This window comes from Streptomyces sp. NPDC088746 (assembly GCF_044751065.1).
In the GTDB taxonomy this organism is placed as follows: Bacteria; Actinomycetota; Actinomycetes; order Streptomycetales; family Streptomycetaceae; genus Streptomyces.
This window is the reverse complement of sequence record NZ_JBIVLA010000013.1, coordinates 1-24,233: the sequence shown is the minus strand read 5'-3', so window position 1 is coordinate 24,233 and position 24,233 is coordinate 1. Positions and strand designations below refer to the sequence as shown.

At 73.0% G+C, this 24,233-nt stretch carries 20 protein-coding genes; 6 read left to right on the top strand and 14 right to left on the bottom strand.

Going from position 1 to position 24,233, the window contains the following annotated elements; all coding sequences use genetic code 11:
• Window positions 1–41: 41 nt before the first annotated feature.
• The 3 genes from ACIP63_RS35930 to ACIP63_RS35920 form a co-directional block, all read right to left on the bottom strand.
• Window positions 42–2,114 carry a tetratricopeptide repeat protein gene (locus ACIP63_RS35930; protein WP_401524593.1) on the bottom strand — a complete coding sequence of 691 codons (2,073 nt, stop codon included), beginning with the start codon at window positions 2,112–2,114 and terminating at the stop codon, window positions 42–44.
• Window positions 2,115–2,334: 220 nt separating this feature from the next.
• A complete protein-coding gene (locus tag ACIP63_RS35925; protein ID WP_104790117.1) occupies window positions 2,335–2,961 on the bottom strand; it encodes an NUDIX hydrolase in 627 nt (208 codons plus the stop codon).
• Between the two features lie 77 nt (window positions 2,962–3,038).
• A complete protein-coding gene (locus ACIP63_RS35920; RefSeq protein WP_401524589.1) occupies window positions 3,039–4,712 on the bottom strand; it encodes a CTP synthase in 1,674 nt (557 codons plus the stop codon).
• A gap of 438 nt (window positions 4,713–5,150) precedes the next feature.
• On the opposite strand from ACIP63_RS35920, the gene ACIP63_RS35915 reads away from it, so the two are divergent.
• From ACIP63_RS35915 to ACIP63_RS35905, 3 genes are all read left to right on the top strand, one after another.
• Window positions 5,151–6,953, top strand: coding sequence for a glycoside hydrolase family 15 protein (locus tag ACIP63_RS35915; RefSeq protein WP_401524803.1), 1,803 nt, complete (start codon window positions 5,151–5,153; stop codon window positions 6,951–6,953).
• Window positions 6,954–7,048: 95 nt separating this feature from the next.
• Window positions 7,049–8,446, top strand: a complete 1,398-nt coding sequence (locus ACIP63_RS35910) for an FAD-binding oxidoreductase (protein WP_401524586.1) — start codon at window positions 7,049–7,051, stop codon at window positions 8,444–8,446.
• Window positions 8,447–8,550: 104 nt separating this feature from the next.
• The gene (locus tag ACIP63_RS35905) at window positions 8,551–10,173 is read left to right on the top strand and encodes a PucR family transcriptional regulator (protein ID WP_401524584.1); all 1,623 of its coding nucleotides are present in this window, start codon (window positions 8,551–8,553) and stop codon (window positions 10,171–10,173) included.
• Window positions 10,174–10,177: 4 nt separating this feature from the next.
• Here ACIP63_RS35905 and ACIP63_RS35900 read toward each other — a convergent pair whose 3' ends face one another.
• From ACIP63_RS35900 to ACIP63_RS35880, 5 genes are all read right to left on the bottom strand, one after another.
• Window positions 10,178–11,257, bottom strand: coding sequence for a glycosyltransferase family 4 protein (locus ACIP63_RS35900; protein WP_401524582.1), 1,080 nt, complete (start codon window positions 11,255–11,257; stop codon window positions 10,178–10,180).
• A gap of 175 nt (window positions 11,258–11,432) precedes the next feature.
• Complete coding sequence (recN, locus tag ACIP63_RS35895) at window positions 11,433–13,187, bottom strand: DNA repair protein RecN (RefSeq protein WP_401524579.1); 1,755 nt, start codon at window positions 13,185–13,187, stop codon at window positions 11,433–11,435.
• A gap of 83 nt (window positions 13,188–13,270) precedes the next feature.
• Window positions 13,271–14,194: an NAD kinase gene (locus ACIP63_RS35890; RefSeq protein ID WP_401524576.1), complete on the bottom strand. Its 924-nt coding sequence runs from the start codon at window positions 14,192–14,194 to the stop codon at window positions 13,271–13,273.
• On the bottom strand, window positions 14,191–15,006 hold the full coding sequence (locus ACIP63_RS35885; protein WP_401524574.1) for a TlyA family RNA methyltransferase: 816 nt from the start codon (window positions 15,004–15,006) through the stop codon (window positions 14,191–14,193). The genes ACIP63_RS35890 and ACIP63_RS35885 overlap by 4 nt, the downstream gene beginning before the upstream one ends.
• 7 nt (window positions 15,007–15,013) lie before the next feature.
• Window positions 15,014–15,319 carry a hypothetical protein gene (locus tag ACIP63_RS35880; protein WP_401524571.1) on the bottom strand — a complete coding sequence of 102 codons (306 nt, stop codon included), beginning with the start codon at window positions 15,317–15,319 and terminating at the stop codon, window positions 15,014–15,016.
• Between the two features lie 42 nt (window positions 15,320–15,361).
• Here ACIP63_RS35880 and ACIP63_RS35875 point away from each other — a divergent pair, with 42 nt between their 5' ends.
• Window positions 15,362–15,709, top strand: a complete 348-nt coding sequence (locus ACIP63_RS35875) for an alkyl sulfatase C-terminal domain-containing protein (RefSeq protein WP_401524568.1) — start codon at window positions 15,362–15,364, stop codon at window positions 15,707–15,709.
• 12 nt (window positions 15,710–15,721) lie between these two features.
• Here ACIP63_RS35875 and ACIP63_RS35870 read toward each other — a convergent pair whose 3' ends face one another.
• The 4 genes from ACIP63_RS35870 to ACIP63_RS35855 all read right to left on the bottom strand — a co-directional run bounded on the left by ACIP63_RS35870 (window position 15,722) and on the right by ACIP63_RS35855 (window position 19,862).
• Window positions 15,722–16,525, bottom strand: coding sequence for an ABC transporter ATP-binding protein (locus ACIP63_RS35870; RefSeq protein ID WP_401524565.1), 804 nt, complete (start codon window positions 16,523–16,525; stop codon window positions 15,722–15,724).
• 56 nt (window positions 16,526–16,581) lie between these two features.
• Window positions 16,582–17,640: a FecCD family ABC transporter permease gene (locus ACIP63_RS35865; RefSeq protein WP_401524562.1), complete on the bottom strand. Its 1,059-nt coding sequence runs from the start codon at window positions 17,638–17,640 to the stop codon at window positions 16,582–16,584.
• Window positions 17,637–18,695 (bottom strand): FecCD family ABC transporter permease, encoded by a 1,059-nt coding sequence (locus tag ACIP63_RS35860; RefSeq protein WP_401524560.1) that lies wholly within the window; start codon window positions 18,693–18,695, stop codon window positions 17,637–17,639. Before ACIP63_RS35860 ends, ACIP63_RS35865 begins: the two co-directional genes overlap by 4 nt.
• Window positions 18,696–18,833: 138 nt before the next feature.
• Window positions 18,834–19,862 carry an HAD hydrolase-like protein gene (locus ACIP63_RS35855; RefSeq protein WP_401524557.1) on the bottom strand — a complete coding sequence of 343 codons (1,029 nt, stop codon included), beginning with the start codon at window positions 19,860–19,862 and terminating at the stop codon, window positions 18,834–18,836.
• Window positions 19,863–19,934: 72 nt separating this feature from the next.
• On the opposite strand from ACIP63_RS35855, the gene ACIP63_RS35850 reads away from it, so the two are divergent.
• Window positions 19,935–21,215 carry a DUF1015 family protein gene (locus ACIP63_RS35850; protein WP_401524554.1) on the top strand — a complete coding sequence of 427 codons (1,281 nt, stop codon included), beginning with the start codon at window positions 19,935–19,937 and terminating at the stop codon, window positions 21,213–21,215.
• Window positions 21,216–21,276: 61 nt separating this feature from the next.
• On the opposite strand, the gene ACIP63_RS35845 is transcribed toward ACIP63_RS35850, so the two are convergent.
• On the bottom strand, window positions 21,277–21,840 hold the full coding sequence (locus ACIP63_RS35845) for a TetR family transcriptional regulator (protein WP_401524551.1): 564 nt from the start codon (window positions 21,838–21,840) through the stop codon (window positions 21,277–21,279).
• 107 nt (window positions 21,841–21,947) lie between these two features.
• On the opposite strand from ACIP63_RS35845, the gene ACIP63_RS35840 reads away from it, so the two are divergent.
• A complete protein-coding gene (locus tag ACIP63_RS35840; protein WP_401524548.1) occupies window positions 21,948–22,718 on the top strand; it encodes an SDR family oxidoreductase in 771 nt (256 codons plus the stop codon).
• A 114-nt stretch (window positions 22,719–22,832) separates the two neighbouring features.
• Here the strand turns inward: ACIP63_RS35840 and ACIP63_RS35835 are convergent, their stop codons facing one another.
• On the bottom strand, window positions 22,833–23,615 hold the full coding sequence (locus tag ACIP63_RS35835; protein WP_401524800.1) for a hypothetical protein: 783 nt from the start codon (window positions 23,613–23,615) through the stop codon (window positions 22,833–22,835).
• Window positions 23,616–24,233: the final 618 nt, after the last annotated feature.

The following is a 24,233-nucleotide window of genomic DNA, read 5'->3' as shown; positions in this document are numbered from 1 at the left end:
TCATTAATGAAGGACTTCCCGCTGTCCAGCCTTACAAAGCATTAAGTTTTGTTCGAAGCACTACGGATTTCGTAGGTGGAGCCCTCGTCGCCCAGCAATCTGTCGGCCGCCGCCCGGTGCAGCCTGGCCGCCGCCGGGTCCCCGAGCCGGTCCAGGGTGTCCGCCAGCCTGAGCTCCAGCGCGGCCTGGAGACGCGCGTCGCCCGCCCTGCGTGCCAGCTCGACCGCCTCCCGGCAGGTGTGCAGCGACTCCTGGGGCCTGCCCGCGTACTCCTGCACCCGGGCGGCCTCGCTGAGCGCACGCGCCTGGGCCGGGAGGTCCCCGAGCCTGCGGTGGCCGGCCGCCGCGGCACGCCAGTCGCGCAGTGCCTCGCCGTACCGGCCGGCGTACGTGTGGACCGCTCCGAGCCGGCCGTACAGCCGCGCCGCGTCGGCCCGCTCCCCCTGTGTGAGCCGCTGCGCGAGCGCGCGGCCGTACCAGTCGGAGGCCCGGTTGAAGTCCCCGAGCTCGGCGTACGCGCCGCCTGCGGATTCCATCGCCCTGCCGGTCGCGTAGAGGTCGTTCGCCGCGCGTCCGGCGTCCAGCGCCGCGCGGTAGCGGGCCAGAGCCTCCCGCGTACGCCCGGTCCTGGCGTCCAGGTCGGCGAGGTTGAGCAGGGCGGCGGCCTTCTCCCGGGGCAGGTCTCGGCGCTCCGCCACATCGAGGACCAGCCCGTGCAGCCCGTAGAGCACGGGGGCGGCGGCCTCGGTGCCCCGGTGTACGGCGAGGGCGCGGACGAGGGCGGCCACCAGCCGGCGGGCGAGCGTGTCCAGGTCGCCGTCACGCACCGCGGCACGGGCGGCGGCGAGCAGCGCCGGCTCGCGGATCCTCAGCCACTCGGCGGCGTTCTCCGGGCCGGGGAAGCGCAGCGAGCGCGGCAGTCCCGCGAGCCTGCGGCGGGCCGGGGAGTCCTCGGGGTCGGTCACCGCACGGCAGGCCTGGAGCCGGCGCACGGTCCGCTCCAGCATCCTGGCCCGGGCGAGCTGGATCTCGGCGGGCCGCTCCCGCTCCTCCAGCGCGGCGCGGACCAGCGGGGCGAGGCAGCCGGGCATCTCGTACTGCGGCTGCTCGGCGCCGTTCGATCCGAGGAGCCCGAACCTGACGAAGTCGTCCAGAGTCGTCTGTGCGGCCGAGACGGAGCACCCGGCCAGGGCGGAGGCCGTGTGGGCGTCCGCCAGCCCGGCGGGGGCGAGGGCGAGCAGCCGCAGTATCCGGGCGGCGGCCGGCGGCAGGGACTCGTGGACCAGCCGGAAGGCACGGGCCAGCGGGCGGCCGCCGGCGGGCTGTTCGGGTCCGTCCTGCTGGTCGCGCAGCTGCTTGGCGACATCGGCGACCGAGGCGCCGGGCCGGGCCGCGAGCCAGCCGGCGACCAGGGTCAGGGCGGCGGGCTGTCCGCCGCACTCCTCCGCGAGTGTCTCGGCGGTCCGCGGGTCGACGGTGATGCGGACCTGGCCGATGGCGCGGGCGAGCAGCTGCACCGCGGAGCCGGCGTCCAGCCCGCCGATGGTGCAGGGGCGGACGTCGGGGATGCCGGTGAGGGGGCCGGTCGCGGTGGCGACGACCAGGCAGTCGGGGTTGTCCGGCAGCAGCGGTTCGACCTGTTCGGCGTCGACGGCGTCGTCGAGCAGGATCAGGGCCCGGCGCCCGGCGAAGGCTTCGCGGACCATCTCGGAGAGCTCGTCCTCGTCCGCACCGGGCGGGGCGGCCACGGCGAGCAGGTCCAGGAGTGCGCGTGCGGTGCGCTCCGTGGGGACGCGCTCGCCCCCGGGCTCGGTGAGCGGGACCCGGAACACGCCGTCGGGGTAGTCGCCGGGTTCCGCCAGCCGGCGGGCGAGCTCGGCGGCCAGTGCGGTGCGTCCGGATCCGGGCCTGCCGGCGATCAGGAGGACCCGTGCGCGGGCGGCTTTGCGGCCCGCCAGGGTGTCCAGGCCCGCGCGCTCGATGTCCTCCTGAAGGGCTTTCAACTCGCGTGCCCGGCCGAAGAACTGAGACGGAGTCACTTTCGGCGGCTCTCTGGTTCCCGCCGTCCCCGCCACTCCGGCCGGGCCGCTGGTGTCCACCGCCTGATCGGTCACGGGCCACGCTCCACTTCGCTGCACGCGGTTGCCCGCCGGAAGTCCGGTCGGGGCCTTTCGAGCGTAGTTCAGTGGTGCGGGCGATCACGGCCGAGCGCGGCGGATACGTCCCTCGATCGGATCAGCGTTTCGTACGATCGGCCCTTGATCGGCCCGGCGTCGGCCCGGCATCGGCCCGGCATCGGTCCGCCCCTCGGGAGGGCGGACCGGCCGGACCGGGTCAGGCCTCGAACGGGCGGGCGGGCCAGGGCGCCTCGGCCGGGCGCAGCGAGTCCACGCCGTCGCCCGCGAGCACGGCGGTGAGCGACAGGACGCCCACGACCAGGCAGTTGTTGTGCAGGTCGCCGCCCAGCACACCCCGTACGAGCTCCTCGAGAGGCACCCGTGCCTGCTCCATGTCGGCCTCCTCCTCGGAGACCTCGAAGCGCTCGCCCTCGGCCTCGGAGAGGTCCCGGGCGAGGAAGATGCGCACGGCTTCGTCGCAGCCACCCGGCGTGGTGTAGACGTCGGTCAGCACCCGCCAGTCCTCGGCCTTGACGTGCGCCTCCTCGTAGAGCTCGCGCTGCGCGGCGTGCAGCGGGTTCTCTCCGGGGATGTCGAGCAGCCCCGCCGGGATCTCCCACAGCTTGTGGCGCACCGGGTGCCGGTACTGCCGCAGGACGAGCACCCGGCCGTCCGCGTCGAGCGCGAGCACGGCCACCGAACCGGGGTGGACCTGGTAGTCGCGGCTGTGGACGCTCCCGTCGGGCATCACGACGTCGTCGGTGCGGACGCTGGTCTTGTTACCGGTGAAGGGCGTCACCGTCGCGGTGACCTGCCACTCCTCGGGCGTGTCCTGGAAACCCATGTACGTCCTCCCACGAACAAACAGAAACCGGGGCACGCATCCCGTGAGGGACCCGTACCCCGGTCAACCGTATCGCCTTACGCGTCGGCGCCGGGCGCCTGCGCTGCCGCGACCTTGCGCTCCACGGCGGCCTTCACCAGGCCGGCGAAGAGCGGGTGGGGGCGGGTGGGGCGGGAGCGCAGCTCCGGGTGCGCCTGGGTGGCGACCAGGTAGGGGTGCGTCTCACGCGGGTACTCGACGTACTCGACGAGCTTGTTGTCCGGGGAGGTGCCGGAGAAGACCAGTCCGGCCTTCTTCTCCAGCTCCGCGCGGTAGCCGTTGTTGACCTCGTAACGGTGGCGGTGGCGCTCCTCGACGTACGGCTCGTCGGCGTAGGCCTCGCGGACCAGGGAGCCCTCGGCGAGCTTCGCCGGGTACATGCCGAGCCGCATGGTGCCGCCCAGGTCGCCCGCGCCCTCGACGTACGCGAGCTGCTCCTCCATCGTCGAGATGACGGGGTGGGCCGTGGCCGCGTCGAACTCCGTGGAGTTGGCGTCGGTGATCCCGGCGAGGTTCCGCGCGGCCTCGATCACGATGCACTGGAGGCCGAGGCAGAGGCCGAGCAGCGGCACCTTGTTCTCACGGGCGTACTGGATGGCGCCGACCTTGCCGACCACACCGCGCTCGCCGAAGCCGCCGGGGATGCAGACGGCGTCGACGTCACCGAGCTGCTTCTGGGCGCCGGCCGGGGTCTTGCAGTCGTCGGAGGCAACCCACTTGACCTTGACGCGGGCCTTGTTCGCGAAGCCGCCGGCCCGGATGGCCTCGGTGACCGAGAGGTAGGCGTCGGGCAGGTCGATGTACTTGCCGACCAGGGCGACGGTGACCTCGTGGTCCGGGTTGTGGACCCGGTCCAGCAGGTCGTCCCAGGTGGTCCAGTCGACGTCGCGGAACGGCAGGTCGAGCTTGCGCACGACGTAGGCGTCCAGACCCTCGGTGTGCAGCACCTTGGGGATGTCGTAGATCGACCGGGCGTCCTTGCAGGCCACCACGGCGGTCTCGTCGACGTCGCACATCAGCGAGATCTTGCGCTTGATGGCGGTCGGGACGTCGCGGTCGGCGCGCAGCACGATGGCGTCCGGCTGGATACCGATGTTGCGCAGGGCGGCGACGGAGTGCTGGGTGGGCTTGGTCTTCAGCTCGCCGGACGGGCCGATGTAGGGCAGCAGCGAGATGTGCACGACGAAGACGTTGTCGCGGCCGACCTCGTGGCGGACCTGGCGGACCGTCTCCAGGAAGGGCAGCGACTCGATGTCACCGACCGTGCCGCCGACCTCGGTGATGACGACGTCCACGTCGTCGGTCGCCATGCGGCGGATGCGGTGCTTGATCTCGTTGGTGATGTGCGGGATGACCTGGACGGTGTCACCGAGGTACTCGCCGCGCCGCTCCTTGGCGATCACGGTGTTGTAGACCTGGCCGGTCGTGACGTTGGCCGAGCCGTCGAGGTCGACGTCGAGGAAGCGCTCGTAGTGGCCGATGTCCAGGTCGGTCTCGGCGCCGTCGTTGGTGACGAACACCTCACCGTGCTGGAAGGGGTTCATCGTGCCGGGGTCGACATTGAGGTAGGGGTCGAGCTTCTGCATGGTGACCCGCAGGCCACGTGCCTTGAGCAGGGCACCCAGGCTGGAGGCAGTCAGACCCTTGCCGAGGGAGGAGGCTACACCCCCGGTGACGAAGATGTGCTTGGTCGTCGTGGATGTGGGCTGCATAGCCAAAGGGGGCTCCCGTGGTCGCGATCGTGAGGTGCGTGCCGGCATGCCGTACGAAGATTTTCTTCAGGCGCCGTCGCTGCGGTTCGGGGGCCTCGTCCACTGTCGGGACGACCACCGGTCCACGGGCTACCAGGGTAACAGCGACGAGGGGAGGCCGCTTCCGGCCATGCCCCTCCCGCGTGGGCACAAGATCACCACGACCGTTTCAGGTCCCACCCATTCGCCCGTGACAGGCGACGGACAACTGCTGGACAGTCGCGCGGAACCCCCAGGTGCGTCGTATCCTGCTCGGACACTCGCTGCCGAGTTGGCCGGCCCAGCGGCTCCACCCCAGCCCGCTCACCCGTGCAAGAGCTCGTCGGTTCTATTACAACGACCCCTTGACCAGCAGTAAGCGCCCTCCGGGGCGACATGGCCGTTCGACTGGAGACGCACGTGGCCGGGCGCATCGAGGATTACGCACTCATCGGAGACATGCAGACCGCAGCCCTGGTCTGCCGGGACGGCACAGCGGACTGGCTGTGCCTGCCCCGCTTCGATTCACACGCGATTTTCGCCGGACTTCTCGGTACCGAGGAGAACGGCTTCTGGCGGCTTGGACCCGCCCGCCCGGAGGGGGCGGAACCGCCGCCGGCGGACCGCCGCCGGTACCGCGGCGACTCGCTCATCCTGGAATCGGAGTGGGACACCCCGCGCGGCACGGTCCGCGTGACCGATTTCATGCCGCCGCGCGACGGTGCCCCCCAGCTGATCCGCATCGTGGAGGGCGTGAGCGGCCGGGTGCCGATGCGCTCCGAGCTGCGGATGCGTTTCAGCTACGGGCGGGTCACCCCCTGGGTGCACAAGGTCGACAGCCGTACGGTCGCCGTCGCGGGGCCCGACTCGGTGTGGCTGGACACGGACGCGGAGACGTACGGCCAGAACCTGACGACGTACTCCGACTTCACCGTGGCCCCGGGCGACCGGATCGCGTTCACCATCAGCTGGCAGCCCTCGCACCACGAGCCGCCGAGCGTGCCGGAGCCGGAGGCCTCCCTGGAGGCGACGGAGGTCTTCTGGCGCGAGTGGGTCGAGCAGTGCACGTACCACGGCCCCTACCGGGAGGCCGTCGTACGCTCACTGATCACGCTGAAGGCGCTCACCTACGCCCCCACCGGCGGCATCGTGGCCGCGCCGACCACGTCCCTGCCGGAGGACATCGGCGGCTCCCGGAACTGGGACTACCGCTACACCTGGCTGCGGGACGCGGCGATCACGCTCTCGTCCCTGCTGCGCACGGGGTACCGCGAGGAGGCCCGTGCCTGGCGAGAGTGGCTGCTGCGGGCCGTCGCGGGCGACCCGGAGAACCTTCAGATCATGTACGGCATCGCGGGTGAGCGTGAGCTCGGCGAGGCGGAGCTGGACTGGCTGCCCGGATACGAGAACTCCGGCCCGGTCCGGGTCGGCAACGGCGCGGCGAACCAGCTGCAGCTCGATGTGTACGGCGAGGTCACCGAGGCGCTGCACCTGGCGCACATGACGGGGCTGACCCGCAACGACTACGCCATGGGCCTCCAGCTCAAGCTGATCAGCTATCTGGAGAAGCACTGGGACGAGCCGGACGAGGGCATCTGGGAGGTGCGCGGGCCGCGCCGCCACTTCGTGCACTCCAAGGTGATGGCCTGGGTCGCCGTCGACCGCACGATCAAGCTGATCGAGTCCGGGGACGCGGAGGGGCCGCTGGAGCGGTGGCTCCAGCTGCGCGACGACATCCACCGCGACGTCTGCGAGCGGGGGTACGACCCCGAGCGCAACACCTTCACCCAGTCCTACGGATCGCAGGAGCTGGACGCGTCCCTGCTGCTGATCCCGCAGATGGGCTTCCTGCCTCCCGACGACAAGCGGGTCATCGGCACGATCGAGGCGATCCAGCGGGAGCTGTCCACGGAGGACGGTTTCGTCCTGCGCTACCCCACCGAGGGTGACGACGCGGGTGTCGACGGCCTGGAGGGCGACGAGGGCGCGTTCCTGGCCTGCTCGTTCTGGCTGGCGGACGACCTGGCGATGATCGGCCGGGTCGACGAGGCCCGCCGGCTCTTCGAGAAGCTGCTGTCCCTCCGCAACGACCTGGGCCTGCTGGCCGAGGAGTGGGACTCCGGGCTCCAGCGCCAGGTGGGCAACTTCCCGCAGGCGTTCAGCCATGTGCCGCTGATCGACACGGCGCTGCGGCTGACGGCCAGCGGGGCGTACGTCGGGTGATCCGGGGGGTGTGACGGGGTCCGGTGGGACGGCCGGCTTCCACGGCCGGACCTACGATGGAAGGGCCCTGTCACGCCTTGCGAAGGGGGCACGCCATGACGCCCCGCACCCCTGCGACGGACTCCGCTCCGGCCGGTCTCCGCTCCGGTTTCGCCGGCGGGATCCACGTCCCCGGCGACCCGGGCTACGACGAGGCCCGGGCCGTCTTCAACAGCATGATCGACCGCAGACCCGCGGTGGTGGCCCAGTGTGCCTCCGAGGCGGATGTCGCGCGGGCTCTCCGCTTCGCACGCGAGGAGGGCCTGGAGGTCGCCGTGCGCGGGGGCGGGCACAGCGTGGCGGGCATGGCCTTGAGCGAGGGCGGTCTGGTGATCGACCTGCGCCGGATGCGCCAGGTGGAGGTCGACCGGGACGCCCGCTCGGCCCGCGTCGGCGGCGGGGCGACCATGAGCGACCTGGACCGGGCCACCCAGCCGTACGCCCTGGCGACCACGGGCGGGCGGGTCTCCACCACCGGCGTCGGCGGCTTCACGCTGGGCGGCGGTTCGGGGTGGCTGGAGCGCGCCTTCGGGCTGGCCTGTGACAATCTGCTGGCCGCCGAGGTGGTCACGGCCGACGGCGGCTCCGTACACGCGAGCGCGCAGGAGAACCCGGAGCTCTTCTGGGCCCTGCACGGCGGCGGCGGCAATTTCGGTGTGGTGACCTCCCTGACGCTGCGGCTCCACGATCTGCCGGCGATGAGCATGGCGCTGCTCCTCCTCCGCCCCGAGAACGGCCCGGAAGCGGTCCGTACGTACCGGGACGTGATGGAGTCCGCCCCGGACGCGGCGGGCGGTGCCTGTATCTACATCACCGGGCCGCCCGAGGAGTGGGTGCCCGAGGGCCTGGTGGGCCACCTCGTGTGCGCGGTCCTGGTCACCTACGCCGGTACGGAGGCGGAGCTGCGCGAGGTCGCGGCGCCCCTGCTGGCGCTGGAGCGCGAGGCCGAGGTGATCGACGCGGTCGACTACGCGGACCTTCAGTGCATGCTCGACGACCCGCCCGGCATGCGGAACTACTGGTCGGCGGAGTATCTGGACGGCTTCCCCGACGAGGCCGCGGCCGCCTTCTGCGCCGGCGCCGCCACGATGCCCGTCCCCTCCGGTTCGCAGCATGTGCTGTTCCCGATGGGCGGCGCGGTGGCCCGGGGGCCGGCCGACTACCCCCTGCCCTGGCGCTCCTCCCCGTGGGCGGTGCATCCGTTCGGCGTCTGGGAGAGCGAGGCGGACGACGACCTGAGCAAGGAATGGGTGCGCCGGGTGCGCGGGGCGGTCATGCCGTGGGCGAGCGGCGCGGTCTATCTGAACTTCATCGGGCGGGAGGGCCAGGAGCGGGTCGTCGCGGGCTTCGGGGAGCACGCCTACGAGCGGCTGTCCCGGGTCAAGGCACGCTACGACCCTGACAACGTGTTCCATCTGAACCACAACGTCAGGCCCGCCGTGGCCGTGGTGTGACGCGCCGGGCCGGGGGCCGGTAACTTCCTGACCGGGGGCGTTCCCGCCCCTCGGACGGAACACGAGCGCGCACGCGCCGATACGGAAGCACGAGGCCGGAGCCGGTGGAGACAGAGGGCGGGATCACCGTGCGGCGGGCGCTGGAGCTGCCGGGGCTGCGCGCCGGACTGCCGGAGGTGCTGACCTGCGCGGACCGGCTGGACCGCACGGTGCGCTGGGTGCACGCCGGGGAGGCGCCGAACATCCCCGCGCTCCTCAAGGGCGGGGAGCTGCTGCTCTCCACGGGTCTCGGCCTCGGTTCCCGGCCCGCCGACCAGCGCGCCTACGTCCGCAAGCTGGCCGACCGCGGTATCGCCGCGCTGGTCGTGGAGCTCGGGCCGCGTTTCGAGCGGCTGCCGACGGCGATCGTGGAGGCCGCGAGGACGGCGGGGCTGCCGCTCGTGCAGCTGCACCGCGAGGTGCCGTTCGTGGCGGTGACCGAGGAGATCCACACCGAGATCGTCAACGGCCACTACGCCCTGCTCCAGCGGGCGGAGGAGGTGCACCGGCGGTGCACGCAGGCGGTGCTCGGCGGCGGCGGGGTGCCGCAGGTCCTGGGGATCCTGGCGGACTTCGCCGCGAATCCGGTCTTCCTGGAGACTCCGGACGGCCGGCTGCTGTTCGCCGCGGGGGCCGGGCCGGTGGGCGCCGATCCGCTGCAGGTCTGGGAGGGGCTGCGCGGGGACCGGGCGGCCCGTGAGGCGCCACCGGCAGGCGCGCTCGTGGTGGAGGTGCCGGGAGGCGGCCTCGGGGCCGGTTCCGTACGGGCCCGGCTGGTGCTGCTCGCGGTGTCGGGCCCGCTGGTGACGGTGCACCGGATGGCGGCCGAGCGGGCGGCGGGCATCCTGGCGGTCGTGCTGATGCAGGCCCGTCAGGAGGACGAGGTGGCGGCGCGGGGACGCGGCGACTTCCTCACGGATCTCGCCGAGGGCCGGATCGCTTCCGAGGACGCTCCCGCGCAGGCCGGTGTGCTGGGCTTCCGGCCGGGCGGGGATCCGCTGCTGCCGGTGGTGATGAGGCTCGCGCCCGAGTCGGCCCCGTCGGGCAGCTGGGCGCTGCTGGCCCGGGCGGTGACGGAGGAGCTCGCGGCGGTGGGCGCGCCGGTGCTGGTGGGGGTGCGCCCGGTGGAGGGCAGGGTCCCGCTGCTGCTGGCGCTGCGCCCGGGGACCACCCGCGCGGCGCTCGGTGACCGGGTGGCGACCGCGCTGCGGGCCGGGGCGGGGCGGGCCGGCCTGGAGCGGGCCGGTGACCGTACGCCGGTCGTCGTGGTGGTCGGGGCCGCGGGCGGCTGGGCGGCGGCGGGCGCGGGGCTGCGGCACGCGGCGGAGGCGGCGACGGCCGCGCAGGGGCTCGGGGAGCGCCCCTGGTACGACGCGCGCAGCCTGGACATCGATCTGCTGCTGTGGCGGCTGCGGGACCATCCGGATCTGGCGTCCTTCGTGGACCGGGCGATCGGGCCGCTGCGCGAACACGACAGGACGTCGCGCCCCGCCCTGCTGCCCACTCTGGAGGCGTACCTCGCCCATGCGGGCCGCAAGGCGGAGGCCGCGCGCGACCTGCATCTGAACCGGCAGACGCTCTACAACCGGCTGGCCCGCATCGGCGAACTGCTCGGCACGGACCTGGACGACCCGCAGGCGGTGCTCGCCCTGAGCCTGGCCCTGCGCGCCCGCCGCCACACCCGCTGACGGGTCAGCCGCGGGCGGCCGCCAGGGGCTGCGCCAACTCGTCGTATACGGAGAGCACATGGGCGACCGTGTCGTCCTCGGTCGGCCAGCCCGCGGCCTGCGCGCGCCCCGAGTCGGCGAGCCGCTCACGTCGCCCGGGGTCGCCGAGGAGTCGTACGACGGCTCCGGCCAGCGCGTCGGCGTCGCCGTACGGGACCAGCTCGGCTGCTTCGCCGACGAGTTCGGGCAGCCCGTCGGCCCGGGCCGCGACCAGCGGGACGCCGAGCCGCAGGGCCTCCTGGGCGAGCAGCGGTCCTCCCTCCCCGCGGCCGGACAGGACGGCGATGTCGGCGGCGGCGAGGAGTTCCCCGATACCGTCCGAGCCGCCGGTGAGGACGACGGGCAGCCCCTCCGCCGCGATCCGCCGCCGGAGGGCGCCGGCCCGGGGCCCCTCCCCCGCGACGGCAAGCAGCGGGACGGGGTCCAGGGCGCTCCACCCGCGCGCGGCGTCCAGCAGCGTCTCCTGGTCGTGCTGTGCCACCGATACCAGCAACGGCCTTCCGACCGCCCCCAGTTCGGCGCGCGTCTTGCCGTCGTCGGGGGCGTCCGCGAAGCGGCTGGCGGGGATCGCCGCCGGCGCGAGCCGGGCGTCCCTGGCTCCTCGGTGGCGGGCCCGGTCGACCAGCTCCCACGAGGTGCCCAGGACGACGGCGGCCGCGCGGGCGGCCCTCCGCTCCAGCAGCCGCAGCAGCCTGCCGCGGGCCCCGTCGGCGTGGGTGCGCGTGTGCCAGGTCACGACCAGGGGGATACGCCGGCCGCTCAGGGCGATCCCGGCGCGTACGGCGGCGTGCAGTCCGTGGGCGTGGACGATGTCCGCCCCGGTGCAGGCGGTGCGGAGGGCGGCGACGGCCGCGGGGTCGCTGCGCCGGGGCACCGCGACGAAGCGGGCGCCCGTCGCGGGGAGGCCGTGGGCGCGGCCGGAGCCGGCCGGGGCGCAGACGGTGACCTGCACGCCTCTGGCGACCAGCCCTGCGGCGAGCGAGCTGACGTGAGCGCTGCTTCCGGCACCGCCGCCCAGGACTTGGACCGTACGCAGCTGTGACACGTTGATTGGCTCCCGGGGATCCCGAGTCGGTGGAAAGTACAGCGCCAAGGATGCCAGCCCGTACGCACGTTCCGGGACTGACGAAACGTTGTTCCCGTCGTCGCGTCGACGGCCGGACGGCCCGCCCCACCCGTACGAGTGAGGCGGGCGGCACGAGACTGACGCCGGCGGGCCGCTACCCGTCCGCTCGCGCGGTCTCCAGCAGCTCCTCGGCGTGCGCCCGGGCGGTCTCGGAGTCCTCCTGCCCGGCGAGCATCCGGGAGAGTTCCCGCACCCTGTCCTCGCCTTCGAGGACCGTGACGCCGCTCCTGGTCACCGATCCGTCCACGGTCTTCTCGACCAGCAGCTGCCGGTCGGCGAAGGCGGCCACCTGCGGCAGGTGGGTGACCACGACGACCTGCGCGGACCTGGCGAGCTTCGCCAGCCGCCGGCCGACCTCGACGGCCGCCTTGCCGCCGACGCCCGCGTCGACCTCGTCGAAGAGGTACGTCGGCACGGGATCGGAGCCCGCGAAGACCACCTCGACGGCGAGCATCACCCGGGACAGCTCACCGCCGGAGGCGCCCTTGGCGATGGGCCGGGGCTGGGCACCGGGGTGCGGCGCCAGCAGGAGCTCCACCTCGTCGGCGCCGGAGGGCCCGTAGAGCACGCTGCGGCCGCCGATGTCGATGCCGGACTCCTCGTCCGGCGCCTCGGTCTGCCCGATGGCGAAGGAGACCCGGGCGTGCGGCATCGCGAGGGACGCCAGCTCCTCGGTGACGGCCTCGGCGAAGCGTGCCGCAGCCTCGGTCCGCGCGTCGGTCAGCTCCTGGCCGAGGGCGGAGAGCTCGACGCGCAGCGCGTCGCGCTCCGCCGTCAGCTCCCCGATCCGGTCGTCGTCGCCCTCGAGCTCGGTCAGCCGGGAGGCACCGTCCTCGGCCCAGGCGAGCACGGAGGCCGTGTCCCCACCGGCCCGGCCGTACTTGCGGGTGAGCGCGGTGAGCGCGGCACGCCGTTCCTCCACGGCGGCGAGCCGCAGCGGGTCGGCGTCGAGCTGGTCGGCGTATCCGGCGAGCTCCCCGGCCACGTCGGCGAGCAGGATCGAGATCTCGCCGATCCGGTCGGCGAGCGCGGCCAGCGCGGGGTCGTGGGCCCGTACGGCGTCCAGGGACTGTCCGGCGGCCGCCACCACCGTGGTGGCGTCCACGCCTTCCGGGTCCTCCGGATTCCCCGCGAGCGCCGCGTGGGCGAGAGCGGCCGCGGAGGCGAGTGCCTCGGCATGGCCGAGCCGCTCGGCCTCCGCGGCGAGTTCGGTGTCCTCTCCGGGCAGCGGCTCCACGGCGGCGACCTCTTCGAGGCCGAAGCGCAGCAGATCCGCCTCCTGGGCGCGTTCCCTGGCCCGGGTGGTCAGCTCGTCGAGCTCGGTGACGACCGCGCGGAGCCGCCGGTAGGCCGCCGCGTACTTGGTGTGCGGGCCCTCGACACCGCCCCCGGCGTAGCGGTCCAGTGCCTGGCGCTGCCGTGCGGGCTTGAGCAGTCCCTGCTGGTCGGTCTGGCCGTGCACGGCGACGAGTTCGTCGGCGAGCTCGGCGAGCAGCCCCACGGGCACGGATCTGCCCCCGAGATGGGCCCGGGAGCGCCCTTCCGCCGAAACGGTACGGCTGATGATCAGCGCACCGTCCTCGATCTCGCCCCCGGCCTCCTCGGCGCGCACCGCCGCCGCGTCGCCCCGGGACACCGTGATCCGCCCCTCGACGACCGCGGCCTTGGCGCCGACCCGCACGAGGGCGGGGTCGGCGCGCCCGCCGAGCAGCAGCCCGAGGCTGGTGACGACCATGGTCTTGCCCGCGCCGGTCTCGCCCGTCACCGCGGTGAAACCGGGTGACAGCTCCACCACCGCGTCGTCGATGACTCCGAGCGACCGTATCCGCATCTCCTCCAACACGGACATGACCTTACGAGGTCCGGGGCCCGGTGTGCGACGGGCCCCGGTGAAGGATTCACTCACGCGGGTGTGAGCAGCAGTCCGGGAAATCAGTGCGGAGCGCCCCGCCAGCCCTGTACGGGCAGCGCGAACTTGGCCACCAGACGGTCGGTGAACGACGCCTGGTGCAGCCGCGCGAGCCGTACGGGCACCGCGCCGCGCCGCACCTCCACCCTGGCCCCCGCGGGCAGCTCGACGGTCCGGCGGCCGTCGCACCACAGCACCCCGTGCGGGGTGTGCGGCTGGACCTCGACCGCCAGCACCGAGTCGGGCGAGGTCACCAGCGGCTTCGCGAACAGGGCGTGGGCGCTGATCGGCACCATGAGGAGCGCCTCGACCTCCGGCCAGACGACGGGGCCGCCCGCCGAGAAGGCGTACGCGGTCGAACCGGTCGGGGTGGCGCAGACGATCCCGTCGCATCCGAAGCCGGTCACCGGACGGCCGTCGATCTCCAGGACCACTTCGAGCATCCGCTCGGGCGAGACCTTCTGGACGGCGGCCTCGTTGAGCGCCCAGTCGGTGTGCACGATGTCGCCGTTGCTGTGCACGATGACGTCGAGCGTCATCCGCTCCTCGACCTGGTACGCCCGGGTGACGACGCGGTCGACGACCTGGTCGAGGTCGTCACGCTCGGCCTCGGCGAGGAAGCCCACCCGTCCGAGGTTGACCCCGAGCATCGGCACGCCGGAGGCGCGGGAGATCTCGGCCCCGCGCAGCAGCGTCCCGTCGCCGCCGAGCACGATCAGGAGCTCGCAGCCGTCCACGGCCGTGGGCGTCGCGTCGGGGACCGTGACCACGGACGAGGGAAGCGGCAGGTCCTGTGCCTCCACGGCCAGCGCCCTGACACCGAGGCCGTTGCGCAGCAGCCCCTGGACGACGAGCTCGGCGCTGCGGATCGCGGCCGGGCGGCCGGTGTGCGCCAGCAGGAAGACGGTGCGTTCCGCGTTCCCTGGTTGTGCCGCTTGCGTTGTCAACGGGGTCCCTCCGCCACTGCGCGGTCGACATCCGCGGGATCCAGCTCAGGTGCGCCGGCCCGCAGCCACAGAAAGTACTCGACGTTTCCCGACGGGCCGGGCAGCGGGCTCGCCGTGACTCCCAGGACACCGAGGCCGAGCAGACCGGCCCGTCGTGCCACTTCCCGTACGGCTTCGGCCCGGAGCTCGGGGCTGCGGACCACACCGCCGCTGCCGAGGCGCTCCTTGCCCACCTCGAACTGCGGCTTGACCATGAGCACCAGGTCGGCGTCGGGGGCGGTGCAGCGGGCGAGGGCGGGCAGCACGAGGCCGAGCGGGATGAACGAGAGGTCTCCCACCACCAGGTCCACCGGCTTCCCGTCGATCTGCTCCACCGTCAACTCGCGTACGTTAGTACGGTCCTTGACGGTGACGCGTTCATCGGACTGCAGGGACCAGGCGAGCTGCCCGTAGCCGACGTCCACCGCCACGACGTGTCCGGCGCCGGCCCGCAGCAGCACATCGGTGAAGCCTCCGGTCGAGGCGCCGGCGTCGAGTGCCCGCCGGCCTTCGACCTTCAGGCCCCGGGGCTCGAAGGCGGCGAGGGCGCCCGCGAGTTTGTGCCCGCCGCGCGAGACGTACTCGGGGTCGCTGTCGTCCTTGACGACGACGACGGCGGCGCTGGTCTCGACCTGGGTGGCCGGCTTGGTCGCGGTGTTCCCGCCGACGGTCACCCGCCCCGCTGCGATCAGCTGGCTCGCGTGCTCGCGCGAGCGGGCGAGCTTGCGGCGTACCAGCTCGGCGTCGAGGCGGCGACGTGCCACTCCTGCCACTTCTCGTTCAGCTCCTGTTGTCGTGCGCGGGCGTCGGTGCGGGTGCGGTCCGTGCGTCCAGCGCGGTGAGTTCGTCACGCAGCCCACGGTGTACATCCTCGTACACCTCGGTGTGGCCGTCCGCCGCGAGGTGGTCGGCGTCGGCCAGCCGCTCCAGCCGGGCATCCACACCGGCGTGCCCCGTGGGGGTGCGGGCCACGCCGAGGGGTGCGGGCGGGGCGGGGTCGAAGGAGGGCGCGGAAGGCGCGGCGGGAGGCGCCGCGTCCGCCTCACCCCGCTGCGCCGTGTCCGGCCCCGGCATCCAGTCGCTCATGCGGGAACGCTACCCCGAAGGGCCGGTGTACCGTCGGTGACGATGGCGACCATGGCGGAGTGCCGCAGCGCACTCGACACACTTTCCGGCAATCTGGCGGGGGCGGACGGCGACGTCCGCGGCGCCGCCGACCTCGACCGCTCGCTGAGCTGCCACATCAGGGATCTCGACGTGACGTTCACCGGACGGCTGGCGAACGGCCGGATCCGGGTGCTGGACACGTACGACGGCCCGCCCCGGGAGAAGGCCGAGATCCGCCTCGCCATGACCGGGGACGACCTGGTGGCCATGGTCGGCGGCGAGCTGAACTTCGCGAAGGCCTGGGCCTCCGGCCGGGTGCGGCTGGAGGCCGGCTTCCGCGATCTGCTGAAGCTCAAGTCACTGCTGTGACCGGCGGCGGCCTCAGACGGAGGCCGCCGTGCTCTTCCTGCGGGCGGCGGGGACGACCAGCGGCGTCCCCGTCTCCGGGTCGTCGATGACCTGGCACCGCATCCCGAAGACCTCCTCCACGAGCTGCGCGGTCACGACGTCGCCGGGCGCGCCCTCGGCGACGACCGCGCCCTCGCGCATGGCGATGAGGTGGGTGGCGTACCGGGCGGCGTGATTGAGGTCGTGCAGCACGGCGACGAGGGTGCGGCCCCGCGTCTCGTGGAGTTCCGCGCAGAGGTCGAGCACGTCGATCTGGTGCTGGATGTCGAGATACGTCGTCGGCTCGTCCAGCAGCAGGAGCGGGGTCTGCTGGGCGAGGGCCATGGCGATCCAGACCCGCTGGCGCTGGCCGCCGGAGAGTTCGTCGACGTACCGGTCGGCGAGCTCGCCGACACCGGTCGACTCCATGGACTCCTTCACGATCCGCTCGTCCTCGGGTGACCACTGGCGCAGCAGCCCCTGGTGGGGGTAGCGGCCGCGCGAGACGAGGTCGGCGACGGTGATGCCGTCCGGGGCTATGGAGGACTGGGGCAGCAGGCCGAGCGTCCTGGCGACCTTCTTCGCGGGCATCCGGTGGATGGACTGCCCGTCCAGCAGGACGTCTCCGGCGGTCGGCTTCAGCATCCGGGAGAGGGCGCGCAGCAGGGTCGACTTGCCGCAGGCGTTGGGGCCGACGATGACGGTGAAGGAGTTGTCGGGGATCTCGACCGAGAGGTTCTCCGCGATGACCCGCTGGTCGTAGCCGAGGGTCACCGAGTCCGCGGTGAGGCGCTGCATGGTCGTACTCCCGGAGTCGGTGGGATGGGTCTGCGAGGGGTCCGGCCCGTCCGGCCTCATATGCGGCCCGCCCTGCGCTCGGACACGAGGAGCCACAGCAGGTAGCAGCCGCCGAGCACACCGGTGACGACGCCCACCGGGAGCTGGCGGTCCCCGAAGGCGTTCATGGCGGTCCAGTCGGCGACGAGGAGCAGGGCCGCTCCCGTGGCGGCCGCGGCGGCCAGGTTGGGGCCGGGTGCGCGGGTGAGGCGGCGGGCGACCTGCGGGGCGCTGAGCGAGACGAAGACGATGGGCCCCGCGGCGGCGGTGGCGACGGCGACGAGCAGCACGGCGCAGCCCAGCAGGACGAGCCGGGTGCATTCCACCCGTACGCCCAGGGAGTGGGCGGCGTCGTCGCCCATCTCGATCATGCGCAGCGCCCGCCCGTGGCCGAGGACCAGGGGGATCAGGACACAGCAGACCGCGAGGAGCGGCCAGACCTGGGACCAGTCCCGGCCGTCCAGCGAACCGGTCATCCAGACGACGGCGCGGGTGGCGTCGACGAGGTTGGCCTTGGTGATCAGGTAGTGGATCGCGGCGGTGAGCATCGCGGCTGCCCCGATGCCGACGAGGACGAGCCGGTAGCCGTGGACCCCGCGCTTCCAGGCCAGCACATAAACGGCGATGCCCGTCAGCAGGCCGCCGCCGACGGCGCCCGCCGCGACCTCGGTGGGCCCGCCGTGGAAGAGCACGATCACGGTGAGGGCACCGACCGCCGCACCCTGGCCGAAGCCGAGGACGTCGGGGCTGCCGAGCGGATTGCGCGAGACGCTCTGGAAGACGGCGCCCCCGACACCGAGCGCGGCGCCGACGAGCAGGCCGACGAGGACCCTCGGCAGCCGCAGTTCGGTGACGATGAACTCCTGCTGGAAGGTTCCGTTGCCGAAGAGGGTGGTGACGACCTGTCCGGGTGACATGGAGTAGTCGCCGCTGCCGATCAGCACGACGGCGGCGAAGGCCGCCGCCGCGACGAGCAGCGCGATCACGGCGAACGCCCGTGCGTCCACACGGAAGGAGAGCCCGCCGGCCGTCCGCACGGCGTGGACGGTCTTCGTGGTGTCCTGCGCGGCCTTCACAGCTGGGCCATCCTCTTACGACGTACGAGATGGATGAAGACGGGCCCGCCCAGCAGCGCGGTGACGATGCCGACCTGGAGCTCGGCGGGCCGGGCGGCGACCCTGCCCACCACGTCGGCGCCGAGCAGCAGCACGGGCGCGAGGACGGCCGCGTAGGGCAGGATCCACCGCATGTCCGGGCCGGTGATGGTGCGGACCAGGTGCGGGATCATCAGCCCGATGAAGACGATCGGCCCGCACGCGGCGGTCGCCGCCCCGCAGAGCAGGGTGACGGCCACCATCGCGAGGACGCGTGTACGGGTCAGATGCGCGCCGAGCGCCCTGGCCGTGTCGTCGCCCATCTCCAGCGCGTTGAGCGGCCGTGCGATGAGCAGGGCCAGCAGCACGCCGAGTGCGATGAACGGCCACACCTTGCCGACGGTCTCCGGGTTCGCGGAGGCCAGCGATCCCACGGTCCAGAAGCGCAGCCGGTCCAGCGCCGCCGAGTCCAGCAGCTGTACGGCGTTGACGTAGCCGAAGAGCGCCGCGGTGACCGCCGTGCCGGCGAGCGCCAGGCGTACGGGGTTGGCGGACCGGCTCCCGCCGAGCAGGTACACCGCGACGGACACGATCGCGGCGCCGCCGAACGCGAACCAGACGTATCCGGTGAGCGAGGTGACGCCGAGGAAGGTGATGGCGGAGACGACGGCTGCCGCCGCGCCCGCGTTGACGCCCAGCAGACCGGGCTCGGCGAGCGGGTTGCGGGTCAGCGCCTGCATCACGGCGCCGGCCAGTCCCAGGGCGGCCCCGACGATCAGCCCCAGCACGGTGCGCGGGACCCGCACATCCCGCACCAGGACGTCGCCGTTGGTGCCCGAGTAGTGGAACAGGCCGTGCCACACCTCGGAGAGGGGCAGGGCCTTGGCCCCGATCGCGATACTCGCGAGGCACACCAGCACCAGCACGCCTACGGCGACCAGCAGCCCCACGGCTCGTACCGCGTGGCGCCCGGTGCGCGCGGGCTCGTCCGGCGCTGCCGCGGGACCGGCGTTCGTTTCAGGGCTCTCGACCAACACCGGGTTAGGGTAGCCTACCCTCCGGTTCCGGCCACCAGGGGGAGCCGGAGGCAACCGCTGCCCCGGCCGCCGGCCCCGCGAGCGGGCCGACCAGGACGTCCACCGCGCCGTGGAGCGGGCCGGACGGGCCCTCCACCGCTACAGGCCGAGCCTGGCCACGGCCTTCCCCGCGTCCAGCCCGCACGAGCCGTCCCCGGCATGCGTCCACGCCGCTCCGCACAGGGCCCGCAGCCCGTCGATCGCGTCGCCGTCGCCTTCCAGCACGAGCGCGCCCCCGCGCACCACGGCCGTCCAGCCGCCGCAGCGGAACGCGCCGTCCTCCTCCGACACCTCGGGCTGGCCGGTGAGCAGGCCCCGCAGGTCCCGGTCCACATAGGTCGGGCGGTACTTGGGCTCGGCCGCGACCAGCTGCGCCGCGTCGGTGACCCCGGTGAGGACGAGCAGCGAGTCCACGCCGCCGTTGAACGCGCCCTCGATGTCCGTGTCCAGCCGGTCCCCGACGACCAGCGGCCGCTCCGCCCCGGTCCGCAGCACGGTCTCACGGTGCATCGGCGGCAGCGGCTTGCCCGCGACCTGCGGCTCGGCACCGGTCGCGATCCGTACGACCTCGACCGCCGCGCCGTTGCCCGGGGCGATACCCCGGGCACCGGGGATCGTCAGGTCCGTGTTGGAGGCGAACCACACGGCCCCGCGCGAGATCGCGTACGCCGCCTCGGCGAACCGCCCCCACGCCAGATCGGGCCCGCCGAACCCCTGCGCCACCGCGACGGGTTCGTCGTCCGCCGACTCCACCGGGACCAGGCCGCGCTCGCGCAGCGCGACCCGCAGCCCCTCGCCGCCGACCACGAGCACCTTCGCACCGGACGGCAGCTGATCGGCCATCAGCCGGGCCACCGCCTGCGCCGACGTGATCACATCGGCGGCATCGGCCGGCACCCCGAGCTCCGTCAGGTGCTCCGCCACGGCGTCCGGCGTCCGCAGGGCGTTGTTCGTCACGTACGCGAGATGCATGCCGCCCGCGCGCGCACTGCCCAGCGACTCCACGGCGTGAACGATGGCGTGGCCGCCCGCGTACACCACCCCGTCGAGATCGAGCAGGGCCGTGTCGTACGCCTCACTCAGCGCCACTCCGCTTCCGAGCGGCCGGGACCTGTACTGCTGACTCATATGCGTACGCTCCTCTTTCCATGCTTCTCCCCCGATCATCGCGCATGGCGGGAGCGCACATACGATGCCCGAATGAACACATCCGGGCCCGCCGCCGGCGAGGGACTGCGGCTGGTCCCCTTCCGTGGACTGCGCTACGTCCCCGAACGGGTCGGCAGCCTCGCGGCGGTGACCTCGCCCCCGTACGACGTCGTCGTCCGGCCCGACGGGCTGCACCACCTGGAGTCCGCGGACCCGTACAACATCGTCCGGCTGATCCTCCCGCAGGCCGGCACGGCCGCGGCACGCCACCGGCAGGCCGCCGACACCCTGAAGCGCTGGCTCGCGGAGGGCGTCCTCGCCCCGGACCCGGTGCCCGTGCTCTACGTCTACGAACAGCGGGCCGGCGACATCCTCCAGCGCGGTGTGATCGGGGCCCTGGCCCTCTCCCCCGCGTCGGAGGGTGTGGTCCTGCCGCACGAGGACGTCATGGCCGATGTCGTGGAGGACCGCGCCGATCTGATGCGCACCGCGGCGGCCCACCTCGAACCCCTGCTCCTCAGCTACGCGGGAGACGGCGGGCCGAGCGGCACGACGGCCGTCATCGAGCGGGTGGTGGAGCGCCTTCCGCTCCTCACCACGACGACCGAGGACGGCTTCAGCCACCGTCTCTGGGCCGTCTCCGACCCCGCGGAACAGGCGGAGATCGAGTCCGATCTCTCCCGCCGCCAGGCACTGATCGCCGACGGCCACCACCGCTGGGCCACCTATCTGCGGCTCCAGCGGGAGCAGTCCGCCCCCGGGCCCTGGGACTTCGGTCTCGTCCTGCTCGTCGACACCGCCCGCTATCCGCTGCGGGTGCGCGCCATCCACCGGCTGCTGCACCGCCTTCCGGTCCCCGAGGCGCTCCGCGCCCTCGAAGGCCGCTTCCGCGTCCGGCGCGTCGACGGACCGCTGCAGCAGGCGCTCGACGCGCTCGCGGCGGCCACGGAGGACGACAACGCCTTCCTGCTCGCGGGCGACGGCCGTTTCCACCTGGTCGACCGGCCGGACGAGCGGCTGCTGGCCCGCACGGTCCGCGCCGACCGGCCGGCGGCCTGGCGCGCCCTGGACGCGACCGTGCTGCACTCCACGCTCCTCGACGACGTGTGGCGGATCCCTGACACCCCCGAACACATCGCCTACATCCACGACACGGCGGCGGCTGTCGAGCAGGCGGAACGGCACGACGCCACGGCGGTGCTGATGCGCCCCGTGCGCGAGGAGGTGGTGCGGGAACTGGCCAGACAGGGCGTCACGATGCCCCGGAAGTCGACCTCGTTCGGTCCCAAGCCGGCCACGGGGCTGGTGCTGCGCAGTCTGGACCTCGACTGACGCGGTCCTTGTCCGGAGCGCCCGTCATGAAGATCCTTCAGGGAACTTGCCGGAGGCTTTGTCAGGCGGCGAAGGCGTGGCGCACGGCGGTGGCGAGACTGCTGCGGCGCCGGTCGTGATCAGCAGCGGGGTCAGCGGTCGTGGCCGTGTAGGTGAGACTGCCCGGTGACCAGGTCATCGCCAGGGAGATGACCATGGCGTGCACATCGGCCGGCGGCAGCTCGCGACTGATGTGGCCGGCGTCCTGCGCATCGGCGATGGCCCGGAGCTTGGGCGACTCGTCGGCCTCGGCGAAGAGATGGCCGACCGGTGTCCGCTCCAGCCGGGCCCAGCCGGCCAGGCGTACGAGCTGCGGGTGCGCCAGGTAGGCGTCGTAGAGACGGACTGCATAACCTGGCAGGTCGTCGGCGGTCAGCGGGGCCGCGTCGAGGATGCCCTCGACCTGGTCGGCGAGAACGGCGTCGAACAGTCCTTCCTTGCTGCCGTAGTAGGCGTACATCTGCGCCTTGCTGACCTTCGCCTGAACCGAGATGCGGTCCACGCGCGCGCCCGCGATCCCGTGCGCGGCGAATTCGCCCGCGCCCGCGTCCAGCAGCCGTCGCCTGCTCGCCTGTGCCTTGTCCATACCACCAGACTAAACGAACTGGTTCGTTTGCCGCAGGGCGGGATCCGGGTTACGGTCGCCATGCAGAACGAACCAGTTCGTTCTGCATGAGCCCGAGGAGAATCATCGTGAGCACTCCCGCCATGGATCTGGCCGGCACCGTCACCCTGGTCACCGGGGCGAGCAGCGGGATCGGCGAGGCCACCGCCCGTGCCCTGGCCGCCCGGGGAACGACCGTCGCTCTCACCGCTCGCCGCAAGGACCGCCTGGAGACGGTGTCCGCCGCTGTCCGCTCATCAGGTGGGGTCGCCCATGTCTTCCCTGCCGACCTCACCGCGAACGGCGAGGCCGTATCCCTCGTCGACCGCGTCCTGGCGGAGACGGGGCGGCTGGACATCCTGGTCAACGCGGCAGGCGTCATGCTCGTCGGCCCGGCCCTGGACGCGCCGGCCGACGAATGGCAGCGCAACGTCGACCTGAACGTCTCGGCCCTGCTGAACCTGACGCACGCCGCCCTGCCGCACCTGGTCGCCGCGGCCCGCGATCAGGGACGCGGGGTGGCGGACCTGGTCAACATCAGCTCGGTCGCCGGGCGTCAGGCCATCGGCGGAGCCGCCGTCTACAGCGCCACCAAGTTCGCCGTCACCGCCTTCAGCGAGGCGCTCCGCCAGGAGCTCGCCGCCCAGCACGTCCGCGTCAGCTCGGTGGAGCCCGGAGCCGTCGACACCGAGCTCACGGATCACATCCGCGACGGCGTACGCGAACACAACCAGGCGTGGTACGCCTCCTTCGAAACCCTCCGGCCCGAGGACATCGCCGACGCCATCGCCTATGTCGTCACGCGTCCACGTCACGTGGCGCTCAGCCAACTGCTGGTGAGGCCGACCGAACAGACCTGACGCCTCGACTCTCGGTGAGGTTCGGTGGGCCTCGGTGGGCCTCGGTGGGTCCGAACGCAGAAGAGGGCGGCACCCGATGTGGGTGCCGCCCTCTTCATGACCTATCAGCGGTGGTCAGGCCTTCGTGGGCCCGTCCGCCTCGCCGTCCTCGTCATCCTCGTCGACCTCGGGCTCGCTGTCCGAGTCCGCGTCGTCCCGGTCCTCGTCGTCCGTGTCCTGGGCCTCCGTGGCCCGGGCTTCAACGATCCGGCCCGCTTCTCCGGCGTGCTCGTCGTCGTCGCCGAGCGCGTCGACGAATTCGACGCCGTCGAGTTCGGCGAGCCGGTCGGACGCGTCGGTCGCACCGTCCTTGTCCGCCTCCAGAGCCTTCCCGAACCACTCACGGGCCTCGTCCTCGCGACCTGCTTCGAGAAGCGCGTCGGCGTAGGCGTAACGCAGGCGCGGCGTCCACGAGTGGACGGCGCTGGAGGCGAGCTCGGGGCTCTGGAGCGTGACGATCGCGGCGTCGATCTGCCCCATGTCCCTGCGGGCACCCGCGGCGACCAGACGCATCTCGACCTGTCCGGCCTTGTCCAGCTTCTGGACCTCGGGCTCACCGGCCATGGCCATGGCCCGCTCGGGCCGGCCCAGTCCGCGCTCGCAGTCGGCCATGACCGGCCACAGATCCACGGAACCGGTCATACGACGCGACGCCCGGAACTCCGCCAGCGCCTCCGCGTACTTCTGGGTGGCGTACGCGGCGAAGCCTGCGGCCTCACGCACGGCGGCGACCCTCGACGCCAGCCGAAGGGCGATACGCGAGTATGCGTAGGCCTGCTCCGGGTCCTCGTCGATCAGACGGGCGACCATGACGAGGTTCCGTGCGACGTCCTCGGCAAGGGTCTTCGGCAGGCTCATCAGCTCCTGCCGGACGTCCTTGTCGATCTCGTCGCCGGTGACGTCGTCGGGGATGGGGAGCCGCTTGATGGGCTCACGGTCCCGGTCGTCCCGCCCCTGGTAGCCACCACGGTCATCGCGGCCCCGGTAGCCACCGCGGTCGTTGCCCCGGTCGTTGTCGCGACGCGGACCGCGGTCACGGTCGCCGCTCCGGTCGTCGCGGCGGAAGCCACCGCCGCCGCCCCGGTTGTCGTCGCGGCGGAAGCCGCCGGGGCGGTCGTCGTCGCGACGCGGGCCACGCGGCCGGTCGTCACGGCGCTCGAACCCGCCACCGGCAGGACGGCCACCACGGTCGTCACGCTGGCCACCGCGGTGGCCACCACGGTCGTCCTCACGGCGCGGAGCCCGGTCGTCACGACGGAAGCTGCTCGGCCGGTCGTCATCACGGCGGGGGCCACGGTCACGGTCTCGGTCGTCACGGCGGAAGCCGCCACCGCCGCCCCGGTTGTCGTCGCGGCGGAAGCCGCCGGGGCGGTCGTCGTCGCGACGCGGGCCACGCGGCCGGTCGTCACGGCGCTCGAACCCACCACCGGCAGGACGGCCACCACGGTCATCACGCTGACCACCGCGGTAGCCACC